This is a genomic window from Bacteroides sp. f07 (genome assembly GCF_042854785.1).
In the GTDB taxonomy this organism is placed as follows: domain Bacteria; phylum Bacteroidota; class Bacteroidia; order Bacteroidales; family Bacteroidaceae; genus Bacteroides.
Genome location: NZ_BAABXI010000002.1, coordinates 985,322 through 1,008,212, shown reverse-complemented (window position 1 = coordinate 1,008,212; position 22,891 = coordinate 985,322). Strand labels below are relative to the sequence as shown.

Here is a 22,891-nt window from a genome sequence, read left to right as displayed (position 1 = left end):
GGGCACTCTAAATTATATTAAAGTGCCCTCTTCCAAAGCTATTGTATTACTGTTTTATAAGCAGGTGGGGTTATGAACAACGCAAAACCTGTCCGATACGCAAAGTCGTGGTCGGTTTGATACGGTTCAACTTACAAAGTGTGCTGACTGATACTCCACGCAATTTGGCAATGCGGGATAAAGTATCGCCGCTCTTTACCTTATGATAACGAATAGCACCATCGGCTACTTGAGTATCATGTGAACCTGCACGTTTCACGCCTTTTGTCCTCCGGAACGTATAAGTGTCGGCAACGATATCTTGTTTCGGGAAGTCGAACATATAAACAGGATTGATTGCAATTCCCAAGAAACGAGTTTCAAAATGAAGATGAGATCCGGTAGAACGTCCGGTGTTACCACCCAGCCCGATCACTTCACCGGCTTTCACCAATTGATTTTCTTCAACCAATTGTTTGGACAAGTGCCCGTATACAGTTTCCAATCCATTATCATGACGGATAACGACATACTTTCCATACCCTCTGCGTTCATATTTCACGATACGCACTTTACCGTCGAATGCGGCAACAATAGTATCACCGATGTTCACTTTCAAATCAAGACCATTGTGCATTCTTCTCCAACGGGGACCGAAAGGCGAAGTAATTTTCGTGCTCGGAGTCGGCATATGGAAACCAGTCAGGTCGATAGTATAAGTTTCGGGGATAATAGCATTTCCGTAAGCGTGTACATACTGGTTATTCCAGTTAGGATAAAGACTTAGGGCGGGATATTCAGACTGTTCGGCACGGATTTGCTTCTGCAATGCCAAAGAGTCTACAGATTTTAATTTCTTGTCTATCGGTGCCTGCCGTGCAATCAGGTCTTGCGAGAAAGAGCTCAGACTAACCATAGCCGCTACGGCCACCAATCCAGTTTTAATAATGCAATTGAAATTCATTCGTTCTTTGTCAATTCATTTAATATTCGTCGTTTGCATACAGGTAGTCAAAAGTAGCCTGTTTGTAATCGAATATTTCTTCCGGTTTAAAAAATCTCATTAATTCGACAGCCGCAGTCTCCGGTGAATCGGAAGCATGAACAATATTCTCTTGAAAGCTCATACTGTAATCCCCACGAATAGTTCCCGGGGCCGCCAGACGTCCGTTAGTCGGTCCCGCCAACGTACGGACTGTTTGAATAGCATCCACACCTTCAAAACAACAAACGATAACAGGAGCTGTCATCATGGAATCTTTCACACGTTGAAAGAATTCCCTGCCACTGAGGTGGGCATAATGTTCGCTTAGCAATTCATCTGTCAGTTGCATCATCTTCATGCCGGCCAACCTTAATCCTTTACGTTCGAAGCGATGAGTAATCTCACCAACCAGCCCCCGTTGAAGGGTACATGGTTTTAAAATGACCAGCGTTTTTTCAAGCATAACACTCGACTTTTCAAATGGTTAAACGATACATTTACTAAAAAAATTCCTTCAAAGATAGTCTTTTCCTTTGAAACAGCAAGGAAGTTATTAACTATTTTTCAGACGATTAGCTCTGACAGCAAGAAAGATTCGCCCTCTAAACTCCTATGAATAGGGAGAATAGGGCAAAAATATGTTATGCAACACATTTACGCAAATAAACTGTATGTTTAACCGTTTTTCAACTAATAGCAGCCCAGTTAACATTCGTTTTCCGCAGGGATTTGAGTTGCCGCCACAGAATTTCATTCTCCGGATTCTGAGCTGTTGGGTCTTGTTCAACAATTCCTTCGGCTATGGAGCGGACATATTGAAGCAATTGTCCGTCACGGGTAATATCGGCTATCTTCAAATCGAAAGCGACACCGCTTTGCTGGGTTCCTTCAAGGTCGCCGGGACCGCGCAGCTTCAAGTCGGCTTCCGCTATTTCAAAGCCATCATTGGTACGCACCATGATTTCAAGCCGTTTGCGGGTGTCCTCGGTCAGTTTATAATTAGTCACCAAGATACAATAAGACTGGTCGGCGCCACGCCCTACCCGGCCACGCAACTGGTGCAACTGTGACAGTCCGAAACGTTCGGCATTTTCAATAATCATCACCGAAGCGTTGGGCACGTTCACTCCTACTTCGATTACTGTAGTGGCTACCATTATCTGTGCATTTCCCGAAATGAAAAGCTGCATCTGCTCGTCTTTCTCGGCAGATTTCATTTTGCCATGCACTTTGCAAACCGTACATTTGGGAAATTCTTCGAGAATATGCTGATAACCTTCTTCAAGGTTCTTCAAATCAATCTTTTCGCTCTCCTTTATTAAAGGATAAACGATATAGACCTGACGTCCCTCGTCGATTTGCTTCTGTACGAAACGGTACATACTTTCCCGGCGATTGTCAAACTGGTGGACGGTGGTTATCGGCTTCCGACCGGGGGGAAGTTCATCAATAACGGAGACATCCAAGTCACCATACAGGGTCATCGCCAAGGTACGGGGGATAGGTGTCGCAGTCATTACAAGTATATGCGGCGGTTGGTTATTCTTACTCCAAAGACGGGCACGTTGCGCTACTCCGAAGCGGTGTTGTTCGTCAATGACGACAAAGCCTAATGAGGAGAAGTTGACAGTATCCTCGATGACGGCATGAGTCCCTATCAGGATATGCACGTCACCGGTCAGCAGTCCGGCAAGGATGGCTTCTCTTTTTTTCCCTTTGATGGAACCGGTCAGTAGTTCGACACGTACATCCATTCCGAAAAGCAACTCCTTTATGGTTTCATAGTGCTGGTTTGCCAGGATTTCGGTAGGCGCCATCATACATGCCTGATACCCATTATCCAAGGCAAGCAGCATACTCATCAGGGCAACGAGCGTCTTTCCGCTACCGACATCCCCTTGTAAAAGACGGTTCATCTGCCGACCGCCGCCCACGTCGTTGCGGATTTCTTTCAACACACGTTTCTGCGCTCCGGTAAGTTGGAAAGGCAGGTTCTTTGCATAAAATGTATTGAATACGTCGCCTACTTTTTCAAAGATATAGCCACGGTATCTCCGTTGCCTGTCTTTGGCATATCGAAGGATATTGAGCTGTACATAAAACAGTTCTTCGAATTTAAGACGATACTGCGCCCTGCGAAGCAAGTCAGGATTCGTCGGGAAGTGTATATTCCGAAGAGCTTCCGTCAGCGGCATCAAGTGATGCTCTGCCAACAGTTTGGGAGAAAGCGTTTCGGGCAGAGGTTCCTGTATCTGCTGAATCACAGTCGCCATCATCTTCTCAATCGCGTGGGAATTGAGGAAGCTGCGTTTCATCTTCTCCGTTGTATTATAATAAGGTTGAAGACCTATGGAAGAAAGTTTCAGGTCGTCCGTCTTGTCTATGTCGGGATGGGCTACGTTGATACGGCCGTTGAAAACGGTCGGTTTGCCGAAGATGATGTATTCTTCGTGGAGTTTATATTTGCCTAAGATATACTTTATCCCTTGAAACCACACTAAATCCACAACTCCCGTTCCGTCTGAAAAGTGGGCGGTAAGACGTCGCTGCCGGCCTTCGCCGATAGTTTCGAAGCCGAGAATCTCTCCTTTCAGTTGGATATACGGCATATTGCCATCTATTTCGTGGATGTAATAGATGCGGCTCCGGTCAACGTATTTGTAAGGGAAGTAATAAATCAAGTCGTGCAAGGAGTAGATTTCCAACTCCTTGTTTAATACAGCAGCCTTCTGCGGCCCTACACCGGAGATAAATTTTATGTCGCGTGTGACTAAATCGAACATTTACAACAGAGCACTCCCCACTTTCAAGTCGAAAGGAGTTGTTATTTTTATATTTTCACGATTACCTTCTGCCAGATATACAGGCACACCCATTGCTTCCACTACCGAGGCGTCATCAGTAAAGAATGGGGTAAACTCTTGCTCATAAGCCTGTTTCAGCAATTCCACGTCAAAGACTTGAGGTGTCTGCACCAGTTTATAGTCATTGCGGCTGACCGTTTCACTACCGTCATTTGTCAAATGGCGCAGTGTCTCGACTACATCAACCACCGGAATCACGGCTTTCCGCTCTCCCGCCAAATCGTAACAACGTTGAATCACTTCTACCGAGACAAACGGACGGACACCATCATGCACTCCCACCAGTCCGGGTGCCTGCACCAACGCCAGACCATTCTTTACTGAATGAAAGCGTGTCCCGCCACCATCGGCAATCAGATGTTCCACATCAAAGCCGTGCTCCTCACAGAGCTGCTTCCAAAAGTCCTGCTGTTCTTTGGGGAGCACTAATATTATCTGAAGTGTGGCATCATACTTCCGGAATACTTCCAGTGTATGCATCAACACAGGCTTACCGCCGACAGGAAGGAATTGTTTCGGAAGTTCACTCCCCATCCGCAAGCCCTTTCCACCGGCGACAATAATTACAGATTTCTTCATGGACAGGCAGCTTAGCGTTTTACACACATCGCTTCCACCAGTTCTTCTACTTTTTCTTTACCTGCCAACAGGTCAACGATAGTCAAAGCAAATTCCATGGCAGCGCCCGGCCCCATGCCCGTAATGATGTTTCCGTCACGGACAACGTGTTCACTGACACATTCCGCACCTTCCAGATATTGTTCGAAGCTGGGATAACAAGTCGCTTTCTTGCCTTTCAACAGTCCCAGCTTACCCAACACCATCGGCGCCGCGCAAATGGCTGCGATAGGTTTGCCTTTCTCAGCGAAGTTGAGGATTAACTTACGCAATCCTTCATGCTTGTCGAGCGTAGCAGCTCCCGGCATTCCGCCCGGTAAGAATAAAAGTTCAGCATCGAAGAAATCACAATTCTCAAAGTTGACGTCACAAAGGACAGACACGTCATGCGCACCGACTACAATTTCGTCCGGTGTGACGGATACGATTGCTACGTTCAGTCCGGCACGTCTCAGTGTGTCGATAGTGGTAAAGGCTTCAATTTCTTCAAAACCATCTGCAAAAAATGCGTACACAGTTCCCATAATGCTATCTATTTTTGGTTAATGATACTTCTATTTAAAATTAAAATAATAGGTGATTGTTCCCGTTTGGTTGGTCACCATTTCCACTGCTTCAAAACGAGCTTTCTTAGCCGCATCCAAAGCAGCTTTGCGCAAAGTCTGGTCAGAGGTATTCGTCAGAGAAAGGTTCACACTGGTCCCTACGACCAATCCTGCGGGGTTTACAGTGATATTCACTACAACGCGTCCTTCCTCCCGCACATTACATTCCGGCTTCGGCAAACGAGTGCCTGCACCTAAAGAACGTCCGCCAAGGTCAAATGTTCCCTCGCCACCTGTTCCTGTTTTGGCTCCGATAGAAGAATTACCTTCCTTGCTGCCTTCGGTTCCCGTGCCACCAGCTGATGTTCCTTTGTTTCCTTCCATCTGCGCTCCTTTGCCGAAAGCACCGGCAACTCTCTTTCGGGCAGCTTCTTCGGCAGCCTTACGTTCGCGTTCCGCCTTTTCTTCGGCGAGCCGTTTAGCTTCCGCAGCTTTCTCCGCTTCGGTTTTCTCAGGCTTTTTCACAGGTTCCTTCGGCTTGGCTACTTCTTTGGGCTTCACCGTTTCCTTTTTAGGTTCTTCCGTTTTCGGTTTCAAAGTGACTGTTTCTTCTTCGGTCTGCGTCAGTAAATCCTGTTCGGAAGGAAGTTCCGGTTCAGTCTCCGCAGGGGCTGCCGCATCCTCATCCAGCACGTCCACATCTACCAGCGAAGGATCGTCGAAACCGCGTGCCGACTCCACATCCCCCATCATCACAGGTATTCCACCCGCGTCCTCATCCGGCTGGGGGACAGTAAAGCTCACCAGAATCAAAAGAGCAACCACTGCCACATGCACCAAAAGTGCACCCAGCGCTCCTATATATTCACCCTTTTTTCTTCTGTCCATTATTCCTTATTTGTTTTCAGGCGGGCGCGTAGCCAGCACCATCTTAAAATGATTCTCGTTTGCGATGTTCAACACCCGCACTATCTCGCGGTAGGGTACTGATTCATCCGCATACAATGCCACATACATTTCAGGCTCCTTCTCCGCACAACTCTGCAAGAATGAAGTCAGGTCGTTCAATGCTACCTGTTGCTCCTTCTCATTGCCGAAAGCGGCATAGAAGTTCAAGTCCTTATCAATAACAACTCTTGTCAGCGGTTTTGCCGAAGTCTGCTGCTTGCCTTGAGGCAACAACACTTTTATGGCGTTGGGCGACACCACCGTAGAGGTTATCATAAAGAATATCAGCAACAGGAAGATGACGTCCGTCATGGAAGCCATACTGAAATTGGGCGATACTCTATTTCTTCTTTTTAATCCCACTTTGTTAGTGTTTAGTGGTTAGTGATTAATGATTAACGTTCTCGGTTACTTTTCCACTTTTAGGTGGGCTCGTTCAGTTTTCAGGTGGGCTCGTTCAGCAAGTCCATGAATTCCATTGTGCGGGATTCCATCTTGTTCACCACACGGTCTACCAGCATCACCAGGTAGTTGTAGGCGAACATGGCAATGATACCGACAATCAGACCGCCGACCGTGGTAATCATAGCTTCGTAGATACCGCCGGAAAGCAACGTGATATCAATATTTCCGCTTCCGGCGTTTGCCATTTCGTAGAATGCGCGCACCATACCGGTCACCGTACCGAGGAATCCGAGCATCGGAGCACCACCGGAAATGGTCGCCATCACCGTCAAGCCTTTTTCCAGTTTCGCCACTTCGATATTGCCGACGTTCTCAATGGCAGCCTGCACATCGTTAATAGGACGCCCCAGACGACTGATTCCCTTTTCTATCATACGTGCCGAAGGGGTGTTCATCGTGTGGCAATAGTTGATGGCAGCTTTGATTTCACCGCTGTGGATATAGTCTTTTATCCGTTCCATAAACATAGGGTCTTCTTTTCCCGCCTTACGGATCATATAGTTACGTTCAAAAAGGATATAGAAGCAAACTACGGACAACAGGCCCAGCACAATCATAATCCAGCCACCCTTGACAGCCATATCAAGCATATTCATTTCAGGAGCGTTCACCTCTGTCAGAACAGGGTTGGCGGTAGCCAGCGAGTCGGCCATATTCACAGCCCCTTGGGCTAACAAAATCATTGCATTCATCAGCGTAGACAGTTTTTATATTCCTGAACGGTACGTTCCAGTCCCAAGTAAAGTGCATCGCTAATCAATGCATGCCCGATAGAGACTTCGTCCACCCAAGGAATGTTTTTATAAAAATAGTTCAAATTAACAAGACTCAAATCGTGTCCGGCATTCAGGCCGATACCTAGCTTGCGGGCAGTCTTGGCGGCTTCGATAAAAGGAGCGATGGCTGCTTCCGGATTCTTCGGATAGTCCGTTGCATACGGTTCCGTGTAAAGTTCCACACGGTCGGCACCTGCTTTTGCCGCATATTCTACCATTTCGGGGTCGGCGGCCACAAAGACGGAAGTACGGATACCCGCGCTGTTGAACAGGTCGAGGACTTCGGTCAGAAATTCCAGGTTTGCTTTTGTATCCCAACCGGAATTGGAAGTAATCTGTGAAGGGGCATCGGGCACTAAGGTCACCTGATGCGGCTTTACTTTCAGCACCAGGTCTATAAAGTCCGGTGACGGATAGCCTTCAATATTAAATTCAGTCCGCAACAAAGGACGCAAATCATATACATCCGAACGACGAATGTGGCGCTCGTCGGGACGAGGATGAACGGTAATACCGTCTGCTCCAAAAGATTCACAATCAAGCGCTACCTTCACTACATCGGGAACATTTCCCCCGCGAGCATTTCTCAGTGTAGCAATCTTGTTTATGTTTACACTTAATTTAGTCATAGTTCTACGTTATATTTGCCGCAAAAATACAAATATTATTATTAGTTGCCTAATAATACGAAACGCATTCTCGGTTCTTTTTTGGTTATTTAAAGTAGAAATCCAAGAAAAAATGCCAAATTTGCAACCGAAACCAATATACAGTTTATGAAATTTGCCATCTTCGGAAATACGTATCAGGCTAAAAAGTCCTCTCATGCCGCCAATCTGTTCCGGTTGCTGAAAAAGCAAGGAGCGGAAGTCTGTGTATGCAGGGAGTTCTACCAGTTCCTGATTTCAGAGCATATGGAAATCGAAGCCGACCAGTTATTTGACGGTGACGATTTTACGGCCGACATGGTAATCAGTATCGGCGGAGACGGAACTTTCCTGAAAGCTGCCCGCCGGGTAGGCAGAAAGGGAATCCCTATTCTTGGCATTAACACAGGGCGTCTGGGTTTTCTTGCTGATATTTCTCCCGAAGAGATGGAAGAGACATTCAACGAGATTCAAGCCGGAAGATACAGCGTTGAAGAACGGAGCGTACTTCAACTTATCTGCAACGGCACTCATCTGCAAACCTCTCCGTATGCTTTAAATGAGATTGCCGTACTTAAACGGGACAGTTCTTCTATGATTAGTATCCGTACTGCCATCAACGGGGCATTTTTGAATACTTATCAAGCCGACGGATTAGTGATTGCCACTCCAACCGGTTCGACTGCTTACTCTCTAAGCGTGGGCGGACCGATTATGGTTCCTCACTCCAACACTGTTGTCATTACTCCTGTAGCTCCGCATAGCCTCAACGTCCGTCCTATCGTCATACGTGATGATTGGGAAATCACGTTAGATGTGGAAAGCCGCAGCCATAACTTTCTGGTCGCCATTGATGGTAGCAGTGAAACGTGCAAGGAAACGACTCAGCTCACTATTCGCCGTGCCGACTATAGCGTGAAAGTAGTGAAACGCTTTAATCATATCTTTTTCGATACGCTTCGCAGTAAAATGATGTGGGGAGCGGATGGCAGAAGATAATCTATTGGTTTCATGGGATGAAACACTTTGCTTCACGGTGAGAAACTAAAGTTTCTGTTACTTGAAACTAGAGTTTCTATTATTTGAAACCAAAGTTTCGCCCATTTGAAACTAGAGTTTCAAGCAAGTGAAACCAACCTGGAACTTGCTTCTAAAAAAGGGAAGACGTGTAGAAAAAGGTACTACTCTCCGATAGAACAACTTTTTTTAGTTTAATGTAAACGTTTGCGAACCTATCAGATTACCACCTTCGAAGACATCGACACGATAATCTCCGGCATATAGAAATTCTTCCACATCCCAAAATACATTGACGTTCTGTTCTTCTCCGTTGTATTCGATATACTTTTTAATAGAATAGGTCAGTGTACGATTCTCATAAGTAAAAGTATTGGATGCACTCTTAGTCAATGCATCGTTGTCCGGCTTGGTAATACGTATATAAATGGTACGCTCACCGTTTTCGGCAGTTATATTCTTTACGACAGTGAAGCTGATAGCCAACTTGACTACATCTTTCACCTTCTTCGCTACTTTGCCGCGTTTGTTGCGTGGCTCTATACGAATATTGGTGGCATCAAGCTGAGCGGCTAATGTCACTTTCTTATCCAAATTCTTCTTTTCCTCGGCAAGATTGCTGATTTGTTGCGAAGCCTGATTGTATTTCTTTGTCACATCAGCGATGACCAGCTTCTGCTGTTCAGTCAGTCTGTTCAGTGAGTCAATCTGATTGATATACCCAATCATTACCTTACGCAGGGTAGCCAGTTCTTTCTTCAAACGACGGATTTCTGTTGCATTCGAGCTTTTCACCGTGCGAAGTTCCTCCAGCAAACGCTGGGTTTTCAACTGCTCCTGTTCCAGCAATTGAGACAAAGAGTCGTTGGAGATTGTCGTCTTCAACTCATCATATTGTTGTGCAAAACGGGTGTATTCATTTTCCAAATCTTCCTTGTCCAACTGAAATTCCTGCACCAACTCACGGTTAGCTTGTTTTTCAGTAAACAATAAATAAGTGATACCAATAATTGCTATTACCAAAACAGCTACAGCTGCAATAAGAAGACTTTTTTTACTCATAGTTCCAGGGTGTTAATTGATAACCGCCGCAAAAGTAATCATTTCGTAACAGAGTATCATAGAATAAGGCATTTTCTTTAACTAAAATTATTACGGAAAAATTTCTTTAATTAGGATTATCGTTGTAATTTTGTCGCGCAAAATAGATGAAACAAATTATCAACTTTTTAAATATATAAGTATTATGTCAAAAGTAACCGTAGTAGGCGCAGGTAACGTAGGTGCTACATGTGCAAATGTACTTGCTTTCAATGAAGTAGCAGACGAAGTAGTAATGCTGGACGTTAAAGAAGGCGTATCAGAAGGTAAAGCAATGGATATGATGCAGACAGCCCAATTGTTGGGTTTCGACACTACTGTAGTAGGCTGCACGAACGACTATGCTCAGACTGCTGACTCTGACGTTGTTGTAATTACTTCAGGTATTCCTCGCAAGCCGGGTATGACTCGTGAAGAACTTATCGGTGTGAATGCCGGCATCGTTAAATCCGTAGCACAGAACATCTTGAAATATTCTCCTAACGCTATCCTTGTTGTAATTTCTAACCCGATGGATACAATGACTTACCTGTCATTGAAAGCTCTCGGCTTACCGAAAAACCGTATCATCGGTATGGGTGGCGCTTTGGATAGCTCTCGTTTCAAATATTTCTTGTCTCAGGCTTTGGGATGCAACGCCAACGAAGTAGAAGGTATGGTTATCGGCGGTCACGGTGATACTACAATGATTCCGTTGACTCGTTTCGCTACATACAAAGGTCTGCCTGTAACTAACTTCCTGTCAGAAGAAAAACTGAACGAAGTTGCCGCTGCTACTATGGTAGGTGGTGCTACTCTGACTAAGTTGTTGGGCACTTCCGCATGGTATGCACCGGGTGCAGCAGGAGCATTTGTTGTTGAATCAATCATCCACAACCAGAAGAAGATGATTCCTTGCTCTGTATTCCTGGAAGGTGAATACGGTGAATCAGATCTTTGCATCGGTGTTCCTGTAATCCTTGGCAAGAACGGTATTGAAAAAATCGTTGAACTTGACCTGAACGCTGACGAAAAAGCAAAATTTGCTGCAAGCGCTGCTGCTGTTCACAAGACTAATGCCGCTCTGAAAGAAGTAGGTGCTCTTTAATAAAGCAAATCCCCTTACATTTATATATTAAGAAAGGCTGCTCTTCGATACTGAAGGGCAGCCTTCTTTCTTTTTCCCTCCTCCTCCCGTCTTGTTATATTTTTAAAAAAAGCTAATTCTTTTTGCGCTTTCATAGAAAGCACATACATTTGCATCGTTGTTTATGCAATTATTGTTTAAGCTAACAAGTATAAAAAAACAGACTACTTCAATAAACAAATTACATAAGAACAGGGTTATTAAATAGAAGTATCACCTTATTAATATGCAAGATGCGATGAAAAAACTATTTCTCCTGACAATTCTGTTAAACCTGACTTTTATAGTAAAAGCGCAAACTTTACTGAGCCTGGATAGTTGCCGCGCATTAGCCCTTACCAACAATAAAGACCTGTTGATAAGCGATGAAAAGATAAATGCCGCCCATTACCAACGAAAAGCCGCATTTACCAACTACTTACCCAGCTTCTCGGCAACCGGAGCTTACATGAGAAATCAAAAAGAGTTTTCTTTATTGAACAATGACCAGAAAGCCGCGCTTTCGGGAGTGGGAAATAATCTGGCGCAGCCATTAGAGCAAGCTGCAGGAATTATAGCGAGCCTGCATCCGGAAATTGCATCCAAGATTCCCGAATTAGGCGCCAGCTTGATTTCTGCCCTGAACAATGCAGGAAATTCTTTAGTAGACGCGCTCCGCACGGATACAAGAAACGTGTATGCAGGTGCCATTACATTGACGCAGCCCTTATATATGGGTGGCAAAATCCGTGCCTACAACAAAATTACAAAGTATGCCGAGGAGTTAGCCCAGGAGCAACATCAAGGTGGCATGCAGGAAGTAATTATGAGTACCGACCAGGCTTACTGGCAGGTCATTTCGCTGGTAAACAAAAAGAAGCTGGCGGAAGGATATCTGAAACTCCTGCAACAACTGGACAGTGATGTGGAAAAGATGATTGCCGAAGGAGTAGCCACCAAAGCGGACGGTTTATCCGTACGGGTAAAAGTCAATGAGGCGGAAATGACTCTGACCAAAGTTGAGGACGGACTAAGCCTTGCCCGAATGTTGTTATGTCAACTATGCGGCATTGACCTCAGTTCTCCCATTACGTTAGCAGACGAAAATATGGAGGATATTCCATTACTTACGACAGACACTCATTTCGATATGTCCACCGCCTATGCGAACCGCCCGGAGATACGCAGCCTTGAACTGGCTACACAGATTTACAAGCAAAAAGTAAACGTAACCCGCGCTGAGCATCTTCCTTCCATCGCATTGATGGGGAATTACATGGTCACGAACCCTTCTGTCTTCAATAGTTTTGAGAACAAATTCAAGGGAATGTGGAACGTAGGTGTCATGGTGCAGATACCTATATGGCACTGGGGAGAAGGTATTTACAAAACCAAAGCAGCCAAAGCAGAAGCGCGCATCGCACAATACCAGCTTCAAGACGCCAGAGAAAAAATAGAGCTGCAAGTCAACCAGGCTGCATTCAAGGTAAATGAAGCGGGTAAAAAGCTGGTAATGTCTACCAAGAACATGGAAAAGGCGGAAGAAAACCTTCGTTACGCCACACTCGGATTCAAAGAGGGGGTTATTGCTACAAGCAACGTTCTTGAAGCACAAACAGCCTGGTTATCCGCTCAATCGGAAAAGATTGACGCTCAAATAGACGTGAAACTGACAGAAATCTATCTAAAAAAATCATTAGGAACTTTGAAATAATTTATACTCATATGGCAACTACAAAATCACAAAACAGTAATATGCTGCTTGCATTCCTTACTTTACTGGGAGTTATTGCAATCGTCGCAGTCGTTGGCTTCTTCATGCTTCGCAAAGGTCCCGAAATCATTCAGGGACAGGCGGAAGTTACCGAATATCGTGTTTCAAGCAAAGTGCCGGGACGCATATTGGAGTTTCGCGTAAAAGAAGGCCAACAAGTAAATGCCGGTGACACACTAGCTATTCTGGAAGCGCCGGACGTGGTGGCTAAAATGGAACAGGCACGCGCCGCCGAAGCCGCTGCACAAGCACAGAACGAGAAAGCCATCAAAGGGGCACGTCAGGAACAAATCCAAGCAGCTTATGAGATGTGGCAGAAAGCACAAGCCGGAGTCACCATCGCCGAGAAGTCATACAAAAGAGTGAAGAACCTGTATGAACAGGGAGTGATGCCTGCGCAAAAACTGGATGAGGTAACCGCACAACGTGATGCTGCCATCGCAACCGAGAAAGCAGCGAAAGCTCAATACACCATGGCAAAGAACGGAGCCGAGCGTGAGGACAAAATGGCAGCGGAAGCTCTTGTGAACCGCGCCAAAGGAGCGGTTGCCGAAGTCGAATCTTACATCAAGGAAACATATCTTATTGCTCCGGCCGCTGGAGAGGTTTCCGAGATTTTCCCGAAAGTAGGCGAGTTGGTAGGCACAGGTGCCCCTATTATGAATATTGCCGAGCTCAATGATATGTGGGTCACATTCAATGTACGCGAGGATTTGCTTAAAAGTCTGACTATGGGAACCGAATTTGAAGCAGTCGTTCCTGCGCTGGACAATAAAGCAATCAAGCTCAAGGTATATTACATGAAAGACCTGGGTAGTTACGCAGCTTGGAAAGCCACTAAAACTACCGGTCAGTTTGACTTGAAAACCTTTGAAGTTAAAGCATCTCCGATGGAAAAGGTAGAGAATCTTCGCCCGGGTATGTCGGTCATCATCAATAAATAACCATGAAAGAGAGAGAAAAGAAATATATAGCATTGTGGCAGGTCATGCAAAGAGAGTGCCGGCGGTTGGTATCACGGCCGCTTTATCTCTTCTGTATGGTTATCGCTCCACTTTTCTGCTATATCTTCTTCACTACTTTAATGGACACGGGATTGCCTAAGGATCTTCCTGCCGGTGTGGTGGATATGGATGATTCGTCCACGTCCCGCAATATCGTGCGCAATCTGGATGCTTTTTCACAGACAGGTGTCGTCGCCCATTATAGTAACGTAACAGATGCACGTATCGCCGTTCAGGAAGGAAAAATCTACGGATTCTTTTATATTCCCAAAGGCTTGTCCGCGGAAGCACAAAGCCAGCGGCAACCTAAGATTTCTTTCTATACCAATTATTCGTACCTGATTGCAGGTTCCCTGCTTTTCAGAGATATGAAAATGATGGGAGAACTGACTGCCGGCTCTGCTGCGCGTACCGCCTTATATGCCAAAGGAGCAACCGAAGGCCAGGCTATGGGATTTCTGCAACCTATCGTGATAGATACACATCCATTGAATAATCCGTGGCTGAACTACTCGGTATATCTATGCAATACGCTGATACCGGGAGTACTTATGTTGCTCATATTCATGGTCACGGTTTACTCTATCGGTGTGGAAATCAAAGACCGCACCGCCCGTGAGTGGTTACGCATGAGTAATAATTCTATTTATATTGCTTTGGCAGGAAAGTTGCTTCCACACACGGTAGTCTTTTTCATTATGGGGATATTTTATAATGTATATCTGTACGGATTCCTGCACTTCCCTTGCAATAGCGGCATCCTTCCTATGATATTCGCAACGCTATGTCTTGTACTGGCATCGCAATGTTGCGGCATCGTTATGATAGGAACTCTGCCCACCCTGCGGCTCGGACTGAGTTTCGCTTCACTATGGGGAGTTATATCGTTCTCCATTTCCGGTTTTTCTTTTCCGGTGATGGCTATGCATCCGGTCTTGCAGGCTTTAAGCAATCTGTTCCCGTTGCGCCATTATTTCCTGATTTATGTAGACCAGGCACTTAACGGATATAATATGGCTTACTCATGGAGCAACTATATGGCATTATTAATATTCATGATGCTTCCTTTCTTTGTGGTTCACCGCTTAAAAGAAGCATTGGTTTACTATAAATATATACCCTAAATGAAAGATATAAAATTAAAAGATAAGATAGCCCAAGGCATCAATGACCTGTTTTATATCTGGAAGCGGGAGTTTCAGACAACTTTCCGCGACCAGGGGGTACTGATATTCTTTATACTCGTCCCGTTGGGTTATCCATTGCTGTATAGCTTCATCTATGACAATGAAGTGGTGCGTGAAGTTCCCGCTGTTGTTGTAGACGATTCTCATTCCTCCCTGAGTCGTGAATATCTCCGGAAAGTAGACGCTACACCCGATATCCAAATCGTATCTTACTGCGCTGATATGGAGGAAGCCAAACAAATGTTGAAGAACAGAAACGCGTATGGCATCATCTATATTCCTTCTGACTTTAGCGATAACATCGCTAAAGGAAAACAGACGCAAGTCAGCATCTATTGCGACATGAGCGGATTGCTTTATTATAAATCCATGCTGATAGCCAATACTGCCGTCTCGCTGGATATGAACCAGGATATTAAAATAGCCCGTAGCGGCAATACGACCGACCGACAGGATGAAATAACCGCTTATCCGATAGAGTATGAGGAGATTTCGATATTCAATCCGACTGCCGGATTCGCCGCTTTTCTGATTCCTGCCGTACTGGTATTGATTATTCAACAAACATTATTGCTCGGTATCGGTCTTGCTGCCGGAACCGCCCGCGAGAATAACCGGTTCAAAGACCTTGTACCTATCAACCGGCATTATAACGGAACTTTACGAATCGTACTCGGAAAGGGATTGAGTTACTTCCTGGTTTATATATTGGTGTCTTTCTACGTACTATATATCGTGCCGCGCCTATTCAGCCTCAATCAAATCGGACAGCCCGGTTCATTGGTGTTATTCGTTGTTCCCTACTTGGCTGCTTGCATTTTCTTTGCAATGACAACTTCCATTGCCATCCGCAATCGGGAGACGTGTATGCTGATTTTTGTATTTACCTCCGTACCCTTATTGTTTATCTCCGGCATTTCTTGGCCGGGAGCTGCCATTCCTCCGTTCTGGAAGTATGTATCTTACATCTTCCCGTCTACTTTCGGAATCAATGGCTTTGTGAAAATCAATAATATGGGAGCAACTTTGAGTGAAGTGGCTTTTGAATATAAAGCTTTGTGGTTGCAGGCAGGTGTTTATTTCCTTACGACTTGTTGGGTATATCGTTGGCAAATACTGATGAGCCGCAAACATGCGATAGAGAGGTATAAGGAGCTAAAAGAGAAAGAAAACTTATCCAAGCAGATTAACGATTGATCTAAATAACACAAGAGAGAGAGAAACGAACGGTATATTCTTATTATTAAGATATGCCGTTTTTCCTTCTCAGAAAAGGATAAGAAAATCCCCCGCCCGAGATATAGAGCGAGGGATTTTTAAAAGAGATATTATAAAGAGAGTATAATCTGTTTAGAACTTGTAACCTACACCGATAGAGAAGTTCATGTTCTTCGGAGCGCCGTCACCATCAGCAATTTTAGTTAATCCGAATTCTCCAGTCAAATCAATAAAGAATTTGCTTATTTCATAAGCAACACCTACACCGAGACCAGCATCAAACCTCTTCCATCCATCATCTCCAAAAACATCTTCCTTTTCATCAATGCCATCATATTTATATTTACCTGCAACACCAAATGCAAAATAAGGACCAGCTTTTACCACGACATTCTGATTATCAGCAACGGCAAATCTTGCAGCAGCTAATATCGGTAATTCTAAATACATTGGATTACACTTCACACCATCAACTTTATAACCTTTAGAAGTTAACATCAAAGATGGTTGAACAGACCACATTTCCGTAAATGCATATTCTGCACCTACACCAACATTAAAACCAATTTTCATGTCTGTGTCTGCATCACCAGTAAGATTACTCATATTCATACCTACTTTGGCATTCCAAGAAAGTTGAGAATAAGAAACGATAGAAACAAGTGCGAATAGCACAAAAATCAAACCTTTTTTCATATCATTATTTTTTTAGTTTGCTTCCCTCTTCCCTTCGGGCAGCATTGTTAATTAAATAGTTTCATTAATTTAGTGCGGGGAATTTTTTGAACTTTATCAAAGTATCAAAACACACCATCCATATTTAACGTCTGTTTCGTACTGGCAAAGATATTTCATTTATTTTAAATAAAAAAGCAGCCAACAGTCTATTTTTAGCATAAAGGTTATTAAAGTGTGACTATTTAAGCAAAAACAGTGCTTATTCGAGTGTTTTTTATGCTTAAGTATTTTCAGTAGAATGGCACAATCAATATATTCTTGCAAATATTATGTATTTGCATTTATTAACCCACTAACTATTGCTTAATTACGAAATCTTCGTAGCTTTGCGAAGTATTCGTAATTAAACAACATCTCCATGGAAAAGTTAACTATACAAGAAGAAGAAGTAATGATCTACATTTGGGAGTTACAAAGCTGTTTCGTAAAGGACATCGTAGCGAAGTACACGCAACCAGCTCCGCCGTACACCACAGTAGCATCCATCGTGAAGAATCTCGAACGGAAAGGATACGTCACACCAAAACGTGTGGGTAACACCTACCAATACACTCCCGCAATTCGCGAAAATGAGTATAAACGCCATTTTATGAGTGGTGTAGTCCGCAACTATTTTGAGAACTCTTACAAAGAAATGGTTTCTTTCTTTGCCAAAGACCAAAAGATTTCGACCGATGATCTCAAAGATATCATCGACCTGATTGAAAAAGGGAAAGAAGATTAATAGAAAACACTTATTACTATGACTCCGGAATTAGCCTATTTTCTAAAGATAAATGTAGCGATAGCATTATTCTACGCATTCTATCGGTTGTTTTTCTATAAAGACACCTTCTTCCATTGGCGTCGGGTAGCTTTATTATGTTTTTTTGCCATCTCCTTACTTTATCCTTTGTTGAACATTCAAGGATGGATAAAAGCCCACGAACCAATGGTGGCAATGGCAGATCTTTATGCTACAATCCTACTTCCGGAGCAAATTATAACCCCACCACAAGAACCTACGATAAACTGGCAGGAGTTAACCATACTCTTTATGAAAATCATCTATTGGAGTGGGGTATTATTTCTGGCAACACGCTTCCTTGTACAGTTAGGCAGTATCATACGATTGCACATCCAGTGTCCCCAAAGCACCATACAAGGAACACGCGTACATCTTTTAAAGAAAGAAAACGGTCCGTTCTCTTTCTTCCAATGGATATTCATTCATCCACAGTCGCATACGGAATCCGAAATCAGCGAAATCATTACCCACGAAGAAACACACGCCCGCCAATATCATTCGGTAGATGTGTTAATCAGTGAGTTAATGTGTACGCTCTGTTGGTTCAATCCGTTTATCTGGCTGATGAAACGGGAAGTCAGAGGAAATCTCGAATACATGGCAGATCACCGGGTATTGGAGACGGGACATGATAGTAAATCATACCAGTACCATTTGTTGGGACTGGCACATCACAAGGCTGCAGCAAATTTATCAAATAGTTTCAATGTTTTACCACTCAAAAATCGTATTAAAATGATGAATAAACGAAGAACAAAAGAAATAGGAAGAACAAAATATCTGATGTTTCTCCCCTTGGCTGCCCTGTTGATGATTGTCAGCAACATCGAAATGGTGGCACGTACCACGGAGAAATTCGCCAAAGAAATGATGGGACAGGCAACGACGCAAGTCATCCCTGAACCTGAAATAGCGACTATTCCAGAACTTCCTGCAGAAGAGATTCAAAAGCCAACTCTTCCACAGGATAAGAAGATAAAAGAGACAATGGAAACTCACAGCAAGAGCGTACCTGATTCTGTTGTGTTTGAAGTTGTAGAAGAAATGCCTGATTTCCCCGGAGGAATGAAAGCATTGATGGAATACCTTTCACAGAACATCAAATATCCGGCCGAAGCCCACGCCAAAGGCATACAAGGACGTGTGATTGTATGTTTCGTAGTAAAAAAAGACGGAAGTATAGATAACATAAAAGTAGTTCGAAGTGTAGACCCCTATCTGGATAAGGAAGCTATACGTGTAATCACTGCCATGCCCAAATGGAAACCCGGCAAGCAAAGAGGAGAAACAGTAAATGTCAAATTCACAGTTCCTGTTGCCTTCAGGCTAACCGGCCCCGAACCAGCTAAAGCAGAAGAAATAAAACAATCAGATTTGGAAGAAGTCGTTGTAGTAGGGTACGGTTTAAAAGAGGATTCAAATCCCGATGCAGTAGGTGTAAAAGCAGGAGATACAGAACCAACTTTCAAAGTAGTAGAAACAATGCCGAAATTCCCTGGCGGAACAGCCGGGCTGATGAAGTATCTTGCCAGAAGTATCAAATATCCGACTATTGCGCAAAAGAATAAGGAGCAAGGCAGAGTCATCATAAAAATGGTTGTAGGAAAAGATGGCAGCTTGTCAGATATAAAAGTACTGCGTAGCGTTTCTCCTTCTTTGGATGCAGAAGCCATTCGTGTAGTGGGCAATATGCCAAAATGGGAACCGGGACAGCAACGCGGACAAGCAGTTGCCGTAGAATATACCCTTCCTATTGTATTCCGGCTACAGTAAATTAATTCCCCGGTACCGCGCCCTTTCCTCATCGGTGGGGAAAGGGGCGTTCCCCGGTGCCGCACACCCCCTTCCCCGGTGCCGAACATTTCTTTCATCGGTGCCGAGAAAAATACATCTTTTTCTGCTTCCACAAGGATAGTTACAAAAATATCCTTATATTTGTTAGCAACAAAACACTATTCATATGAAAAGATTCGCATGGATTATCGGTTTGGTACTCTGCACTATTTGCACTGTACAAGCCAAAGACAGAGTTATCGAACGTCCTCCTTTTCTTGCCTGGAGCTCCAACAGTATCGAAATTGATAAAATTGTCATGAGTGACACAGTGACCACTGTATATGTGAAAGCTTACTATCGGCCTAAATACTGGATAAAAATAGCAACCGGAAGTTTTCTGAAAGATAATAACGGGGCACTTTACCCCATCCGAAAGGGAGTCGGAATTACACTCGACAAAGAATTTTGGATGCCCGAATCAGGTGAAGCAGAGTTCCAGCTCCTATTTCCGCCTATACCGGAAAATGTAACCAGTCTGGATTTCTCTGAAGGAGACTTTGACGGAGCATACAAGATATGGGGAATACAACTCAATGAGAAAAATTTCCGTAAAGCCCCGTTACCCAAAGACGCGATAATCCATAAAATCAACAAGAAAGCCCAATTACCGACACCAGAACTCGCATATGCCAAAGCTACATTGAAGGGAAAAGTGCTCGGTTTTAAAGCAGATATGCCGGCAACAGGCAAATTGCATCTGAATGACCCGGTGAGATGGTTGAACTTTGCCGAAGATGTGAAAGTAAATGAAGACGGCACTTTTCAGGTTCAAACAGATGTGATTACGGTAACTCCGGCAACACTTGTTTTCCCGTTTGCCCAAATTCCTTGCCTTCTGGCTCCCGGCAAAGAAAACTCGATTATCATCAACACCGCCGAATGCACACGCCAACAATCACACTTGCAAAAAGACAGCAAGCCATATGGAAAAAAGGCTTATTACAGTGGCTATCTGGCAGAATTACAACAAGAATTGTCGGACAACTCCATTCAGACCAATTTAGTCAGCAATCCGAGAGAAACCGTGAACGAAGTAATCGGAAAAGACATTGACGGAATAAAAAACTATTTTGTAGAAAAACGACGTGACATTCATAAACAAATAGAAGAAGCTCCTCTCAGCCTTGCCGCAAAAGAAGTCCTGAAAGCCAATACGGATATAACCACAGGCATCGGACTCTTTATGGGCAAGGATATACTGATGCGTGCACATATCATCAGCCAGAAGCTGAACAAGGAGCAGGCAAATGAATACTACATGAACACCAAAATAGAATTTCCGGACAATTATTTCGATGTACTCAAAGAACTGGTCCTCAATTCACCGGCAGATTTATACGCACCGGAATATGCATACGGGATAGGTGTGTTCGCTTCCAGAAAAGATCTTTTGGAACAGCATCTAGGTAGTAATCAAGGGGTTCTGTTTCAAATGGCAGAAGCATACAGGTACTACCGTTCTATCGAAGATTTCACACCGCTAACCGCCGAACAAACAGCCGCACTTGAAGCATTGCCCTCACCTGCTTACAAAGATATGCTGACAGCACTCAATGGAAAATTGCTCAAGAAGATGGAACTGAACAAACTGAAAACCGGATACAAAATCAATGAAGTCGGTGAAGTAAACAACGAGGAACTCTTTTCCACCATTATTTCCAAATTCAAAGGACATGTATTGTTAGTGGATTTCTGGGCAACTTGGTGTGGACCGTGCAGAATGGCCAACAAAGCCATGATTCCGATGAAAGAAGAATTGAAAGATAGGGATATTCTTTATTTATACATCGCGGGAGAAAATTCGCCTAAAGGAACTTGGGAAAATATGATACCCGATATTCACGGAGAGCATTTCCGCGTGACCAACGATCAATGGAGATATCTAATGGATAAGTTCAATATCCAAGGAGTACCGACTTATTTCGTAATAGACGCCGAAGGGAATACAACTTTCAAGCAAACGGGATTCCCGGGTACAGATACAATGAAAAAGCAATTGATGAAAGCTTTGCAAAAATAAGACTACCATTCAAGCGTCACAGGACAGTCTCTATCTATCATTCAGAACGAAACGAAGAATCTCCTTTTTTGTAGTTAAAAAAGGAGATTCTTCGTTTTTAAAGTGATGCCATCTCTGAATGACAAAGGCAGCCTATTTCATTATCAATTATTTATGCATCTCCACAATCTGAGTCGGAGCCATCTCAACATTCCGGCGGTCTACCTGCCGAACGACGCTCGCAGCCAATGACAAGAAAGCACGTCCCGTAATCGTATTTTCATCCAATGCAACAGGCGTACCATTATCCCCGCCCTCACAAATGCTCTGCACGATAGGAATCTGTCCCAGTAAAGGAACATTCATCTCTTCGGCCAACTTCTTGGCTCCTTCTTTACCGAAAATATAATATTTATTTTCCGGAAGTTCGGCAGGAGTGAACCATGCCATATTCTCAACCAAACCGAGAATAGGTACATTCACCTTATCATTAGTAAACATATTGATCCCTTTACGGGCATCCGCCAAAGCCACAGCCTGCGGAGTGCTGACAACAATTGCTCCTGTCATCGCCAATGTCTGGACAACAGTCAGATGAATGTCACTGGTTCCGGGCGGAAGATCAATCAGAAAATAGTCCAATTCCCCCCAGGCTGCGTCACCTATCAATTGCTTCAGTGCATTGCTTGCCATTCCGCCACGCCATAAAGTAGCCTGATCCGGATCGACAAAGAAACCGATAGACAATAATTTCACTCCATACTTCTCTACCGGGATAATCATATCACGGCCATCTATACGCTCAGCATACGGACGCGCATCTTCCACCTGAAACATCTTCGGCATGGAAGGTCCGAAAATATCCGCGTCGAGCAGACCTACTTTATAACCTAACTTAGCCAAAGCAACCGCTAAATTCGCAGATACGGTAGACTTGCCTACCCCACCCTTACCCGAAGAGACACCAATGATATTCTTCACCTGCGGAAGCATCTTGCCAACTTCCGGCCGGGGAGCCTGCTTGCTTTCTGTCGCTATCGTAACCTGTACGTCAGGAGACACATATGTGTGAATAGCCGTTTCCGCAGCCTTCAACATTGATTTTATAAACGGATCAGTCGGTTTCTCAAAGATTAACGAAAAGCTGACAGCCATACCGTCAATACGGAGATTATCAGCGACCATCTCCGCTTCCACCAAATTCTTTCCCGAACCGGGATAACGCACCGTTGCCAATGCATCCAATATCAATTTAGGATAAAGAGTCATTTTATTTACTATTTGACGATTTACAATTT

21 protein-coding genes are annotated in these 22,891 nt (G+C 44.1%); 9 read left to right on the top strand and 12 right to left on the bottom strand.

Translation table 11 applies throughout. The annotated features are described in order from the left end of the window. Nucleotides 1-70: 70 nt before the first annotated feature. The 9 genes from ACGHVY_RS18895 to ACGHVY_RS18855 all read right to left on the bottom strand — a co-directional run bounded on the left by ACGHVY_RS18895 (nt 71) and on the right by ACGHVY_RS18855 (nt 7,809). The gene (locus ACGHVY_RS18895) at nt 71-943 is read right to left on the bottom strand and encodes a M23 family metallopeptidase (protein WP_308745534.1); all 873 of its coding nucleotides are present in this window, start codon (nt 941-943) and stop codon (nt 71-73) included. 19 nt (nt 944-962) lie between these two features. Then, nucleotides 963-1,427, bottom strand: a complete 465-nt coding sequence (gene ndk, locus ACGHVY_RS18890; RefSeq protein ID WP_308745535.1) for a nucleoside-diphosphate kinase — start codon at nt 1,425-1,427, stop codon at nt 963-965. A gap of 223 nt (nt 1,428-1,650) precedes the next feature. Next, complete coding sequence (recG, locus tag ACGHVY_RS18885; protein WP_308745536.1) at nt 1,651-3,747, bottom strand: ATP-dependent DNA helicase RecG; 2,097 nt, start codon at nt 3,745-3,747, stop codon at nt 1,651-1,653. Next, complete coding sequence (locus tag ACGHVY_RS18880) at nt 3,748-4,407, bottom strand: 2-C-methyl-D-erythritol 4-phosphate cytidylyltransferase (RefSeq protein ID WP_308745537.1); 660 nt, start codon at nt 4,405-4,407, stop codon at nt 3,748-3,750. Between the two features lie 11 nt (nt 4,408-4,418). Next, entirely contained in the window at nt 4,419-4,970 is a 552-nt protein-coding gene (locus tag ACGHVY_RS18875; RefSeq protein ID WP_308745538.1) for a DJ-1 family glyoxalase III, read from the bottom strand. A gap of 30 nt (nt 4,971-5,000) precedes the next feature. Next, entirely contained in the window at nt 5,001-5,879 is an 879-nt protein-coding gene (locus tag ACGHVY_RS18870; RefSeq protein WP_308745539.1) for a TonB family protein, read from the bottom strand. Nucleotides 5,880-5,885: 6 nt separating this feature from the next. Next, nucleotides 5,886-6,302 (bottom strand): biopolymer transporter ExbD, encoded by a 417-nt coding sequence (locus ACGHVY_RS18865; RefSeq protein ID WP_308745540.1) that lies wholly within the window; start codon nt 6,300-6,302, stop codon nt 5,886-5,888. Nucleotides 6,303-6,382: 80 nt separating this feature from the next. Beyond that, nucleotides 6,383-7,096, bottom strand: coding sequence for a MotA/TolQ/ExbB proton channel family protein (locus tag ACGHVY_RS18860; protein ID WP_390600664.1), 714 nt, complete (start codon nt 7,094-7,096; stop codon nt 6,383-6,385). Then, a complete protein-coding gene (locus ACGHVY_RS18855) occupies nt 7,096-7,809 on the bottom strand; it encodes a pyridoxine 5'-phosphate synthase (protein ID WP_308745542.1) in 714 nt (237 codons plus the stop codon). The genes ACGHVY_RS18860 and ACGHVY_RS18855 overlap by 1 nt, the downstream gene beginning before the upstream one ends. A gap of 147 nt (nt 7,810-7,956) precedes the next feature. Between ACGHVY_RS18855 and ACGHVY_RS18850 the strand changes: the two genes are divergently transcribed. Beyond that, on the top strand, nt 7,957-8,826 hold the full coding sequence (locus tag ACGHVY_RS18850) for an NAD kinase (protein WP_390600661.1): 870 nt from the start codon (nt 7,957-7,959) through the stop codon (nt 8,824-8,826). A gap of 207 nt (nt 8,827-9,033) precedes the next feature. On the opposite strand, the gene ACGHVY_RS18845 is transcribed toward ACGHVY_RS18850, so the two are convergent. Beyond that, complete coding sequence (locus tag ACGHVY_RS18845) at nt 9,034-9,906, bottom strand: hypothetical protein (RefSeq protein WP_308745544.1); 873 nt, start codon at nt 9,904-9,906, stop codon at nt 9,034-9,036. 184 nt (nt 9,907-10,090) lie between these two features. Between ACGHVY_RS18845 and mdh the strand changes: the two genes are divergently transcribed. The 5 genes from mdh (at nt 10,091) to ACGHVY_RS18820 (ending at nt 16,212) form a co-directional block, all read left to right on the top strand. Further along, entirely contained in the window at nt 10,091-11,032 is a 942-nt protein-coding gene (mdh, locus tag ACGHVY_RS18840) for a malate dehydrogenase (RefSeq protein ID WP_308745545.1), read from the top strand. A 277-nt stretch (nt 11,033-11,309) separates the two neighbouring features. After that, on the top strand, nt 11,310-12,764 hold the full coding sequence (locus tag ACGHVY_RS18835) for a TolC family protein (RefSeq protein ID WP_308745546.1): 1,455 nt from the start codon (nt 11,310-11,312) through the stop codon (nt 12,762-12,764). Between the two features lie 11 nt (nt 12,765-12,775). Next, complete coding sequence (locus ACGHVY_RS18830) at nt 12,776-13,768, top strand: efflux RND transporter periplasmic adaptor subunit (protein ID WP_308745547.1); 993 nt, start codon at nt 12,776-12,778, stop codon at nt 13,766-13,768. Between the two features lie 2 nt (nt 13,769-13,770). Then, a complete protein-coding gene (locus ACGHVY_RS18825; RefSeq protein ID WP_390600656.1) occupies nt 13,771-14,952 on the top strand; it encodes an ABC transporter permease in 1,182 nt (393 codons plus the stop codon). Further along, a complete protein-coding gene (locus ACGHVY_RS18820) occupies nt 14,953-16,212 on the top strand; it encodes an ABC transporter permease (RefSeq protein WP_390600654.1) in 1,260 nt (419 codons plus the stop codon). A 153-nt stretch (nt 16,213-16,365) separates the two neighbouring features. Here the strand turns inward: ACGHVY_RS18820 and ACGHVY_RS18815 are convergent, their stop codons facing one another. Further along, nucleotides 16,366-16,929, bottom strand: a complete 564-nt coding sequence (locus ACGHVY_RS18815; protein ID WP_390600652.1) for a porin family protein — start codon at nt 16,927-16,929, stop codon at nt 16,366-16,368. A gap of 400 nt (nt 16,930-17,329) precedes the next feature. On the opposite strand from ACGHVY_RS18815, the gene ACGHVY_RS18810 reads away from it, so the two are divergent. From ACGHVY_RS18810 to ACGHVY_RS18800, 3 genes are all read left to right on the top strand, one after another. Beyond that, nucleotides 17,330-17,695: a BlaI/MecI/CopY family transcriptional regulator gene (locus ACGHVY_RS18810; protein ID WP_022136495.1), complete on the top strand. Its 366-nt coding sequence runs from the start codon at nt 17,330-17,332 to the stop codon at nt 17,693-17,695. An 18-nt stretch (nt 17,696-17,713) separates the two neighbouring features. Then, nucleotides 17,714-19,531, top strand: a complete 1,818-nt coding sequence (locus ACGHVY_RS18805) for a M56 family metallopeptidase (protein WP_308745551.1) — start codon at nt 17,714-17,716, stop codon at nt 19,529-19,531. Between the two features lie 187 nt (nt 19,532-19,718). Beyond that, nucleotides 19,719-21,614, top strand: coding sequence for a TlpA family protein disulfide reductase (locus ACGHVY_RS18800; protein ID WP_390600648.1), 1,896 nt, complete (start codon nt 19,719-19,721; stop codon nt 21,612-21,614). 147 nt (nt 21,615-21,761) lie between these two features. Here ACGHVY_RS18800 and ACGHVY_RS18795 read toward each other — a convergent pair whose 3' ends face one another. After that, nucleotides 21,762-22,862 carry a P-loop NTPase gene (locus tag ACGHVY_RS18795; protein WP_390600647.1) on the bottom strand — a complete coding sequence of 367 codons (1,101 nt, stop codon included), beginning with the start codon at nt 22,860-22,862 and terminating at the stop codon, nt 21,762-21,764. Between the last annotated feature and the right edge of the window lie 29 nt (nt 22,863-22,891).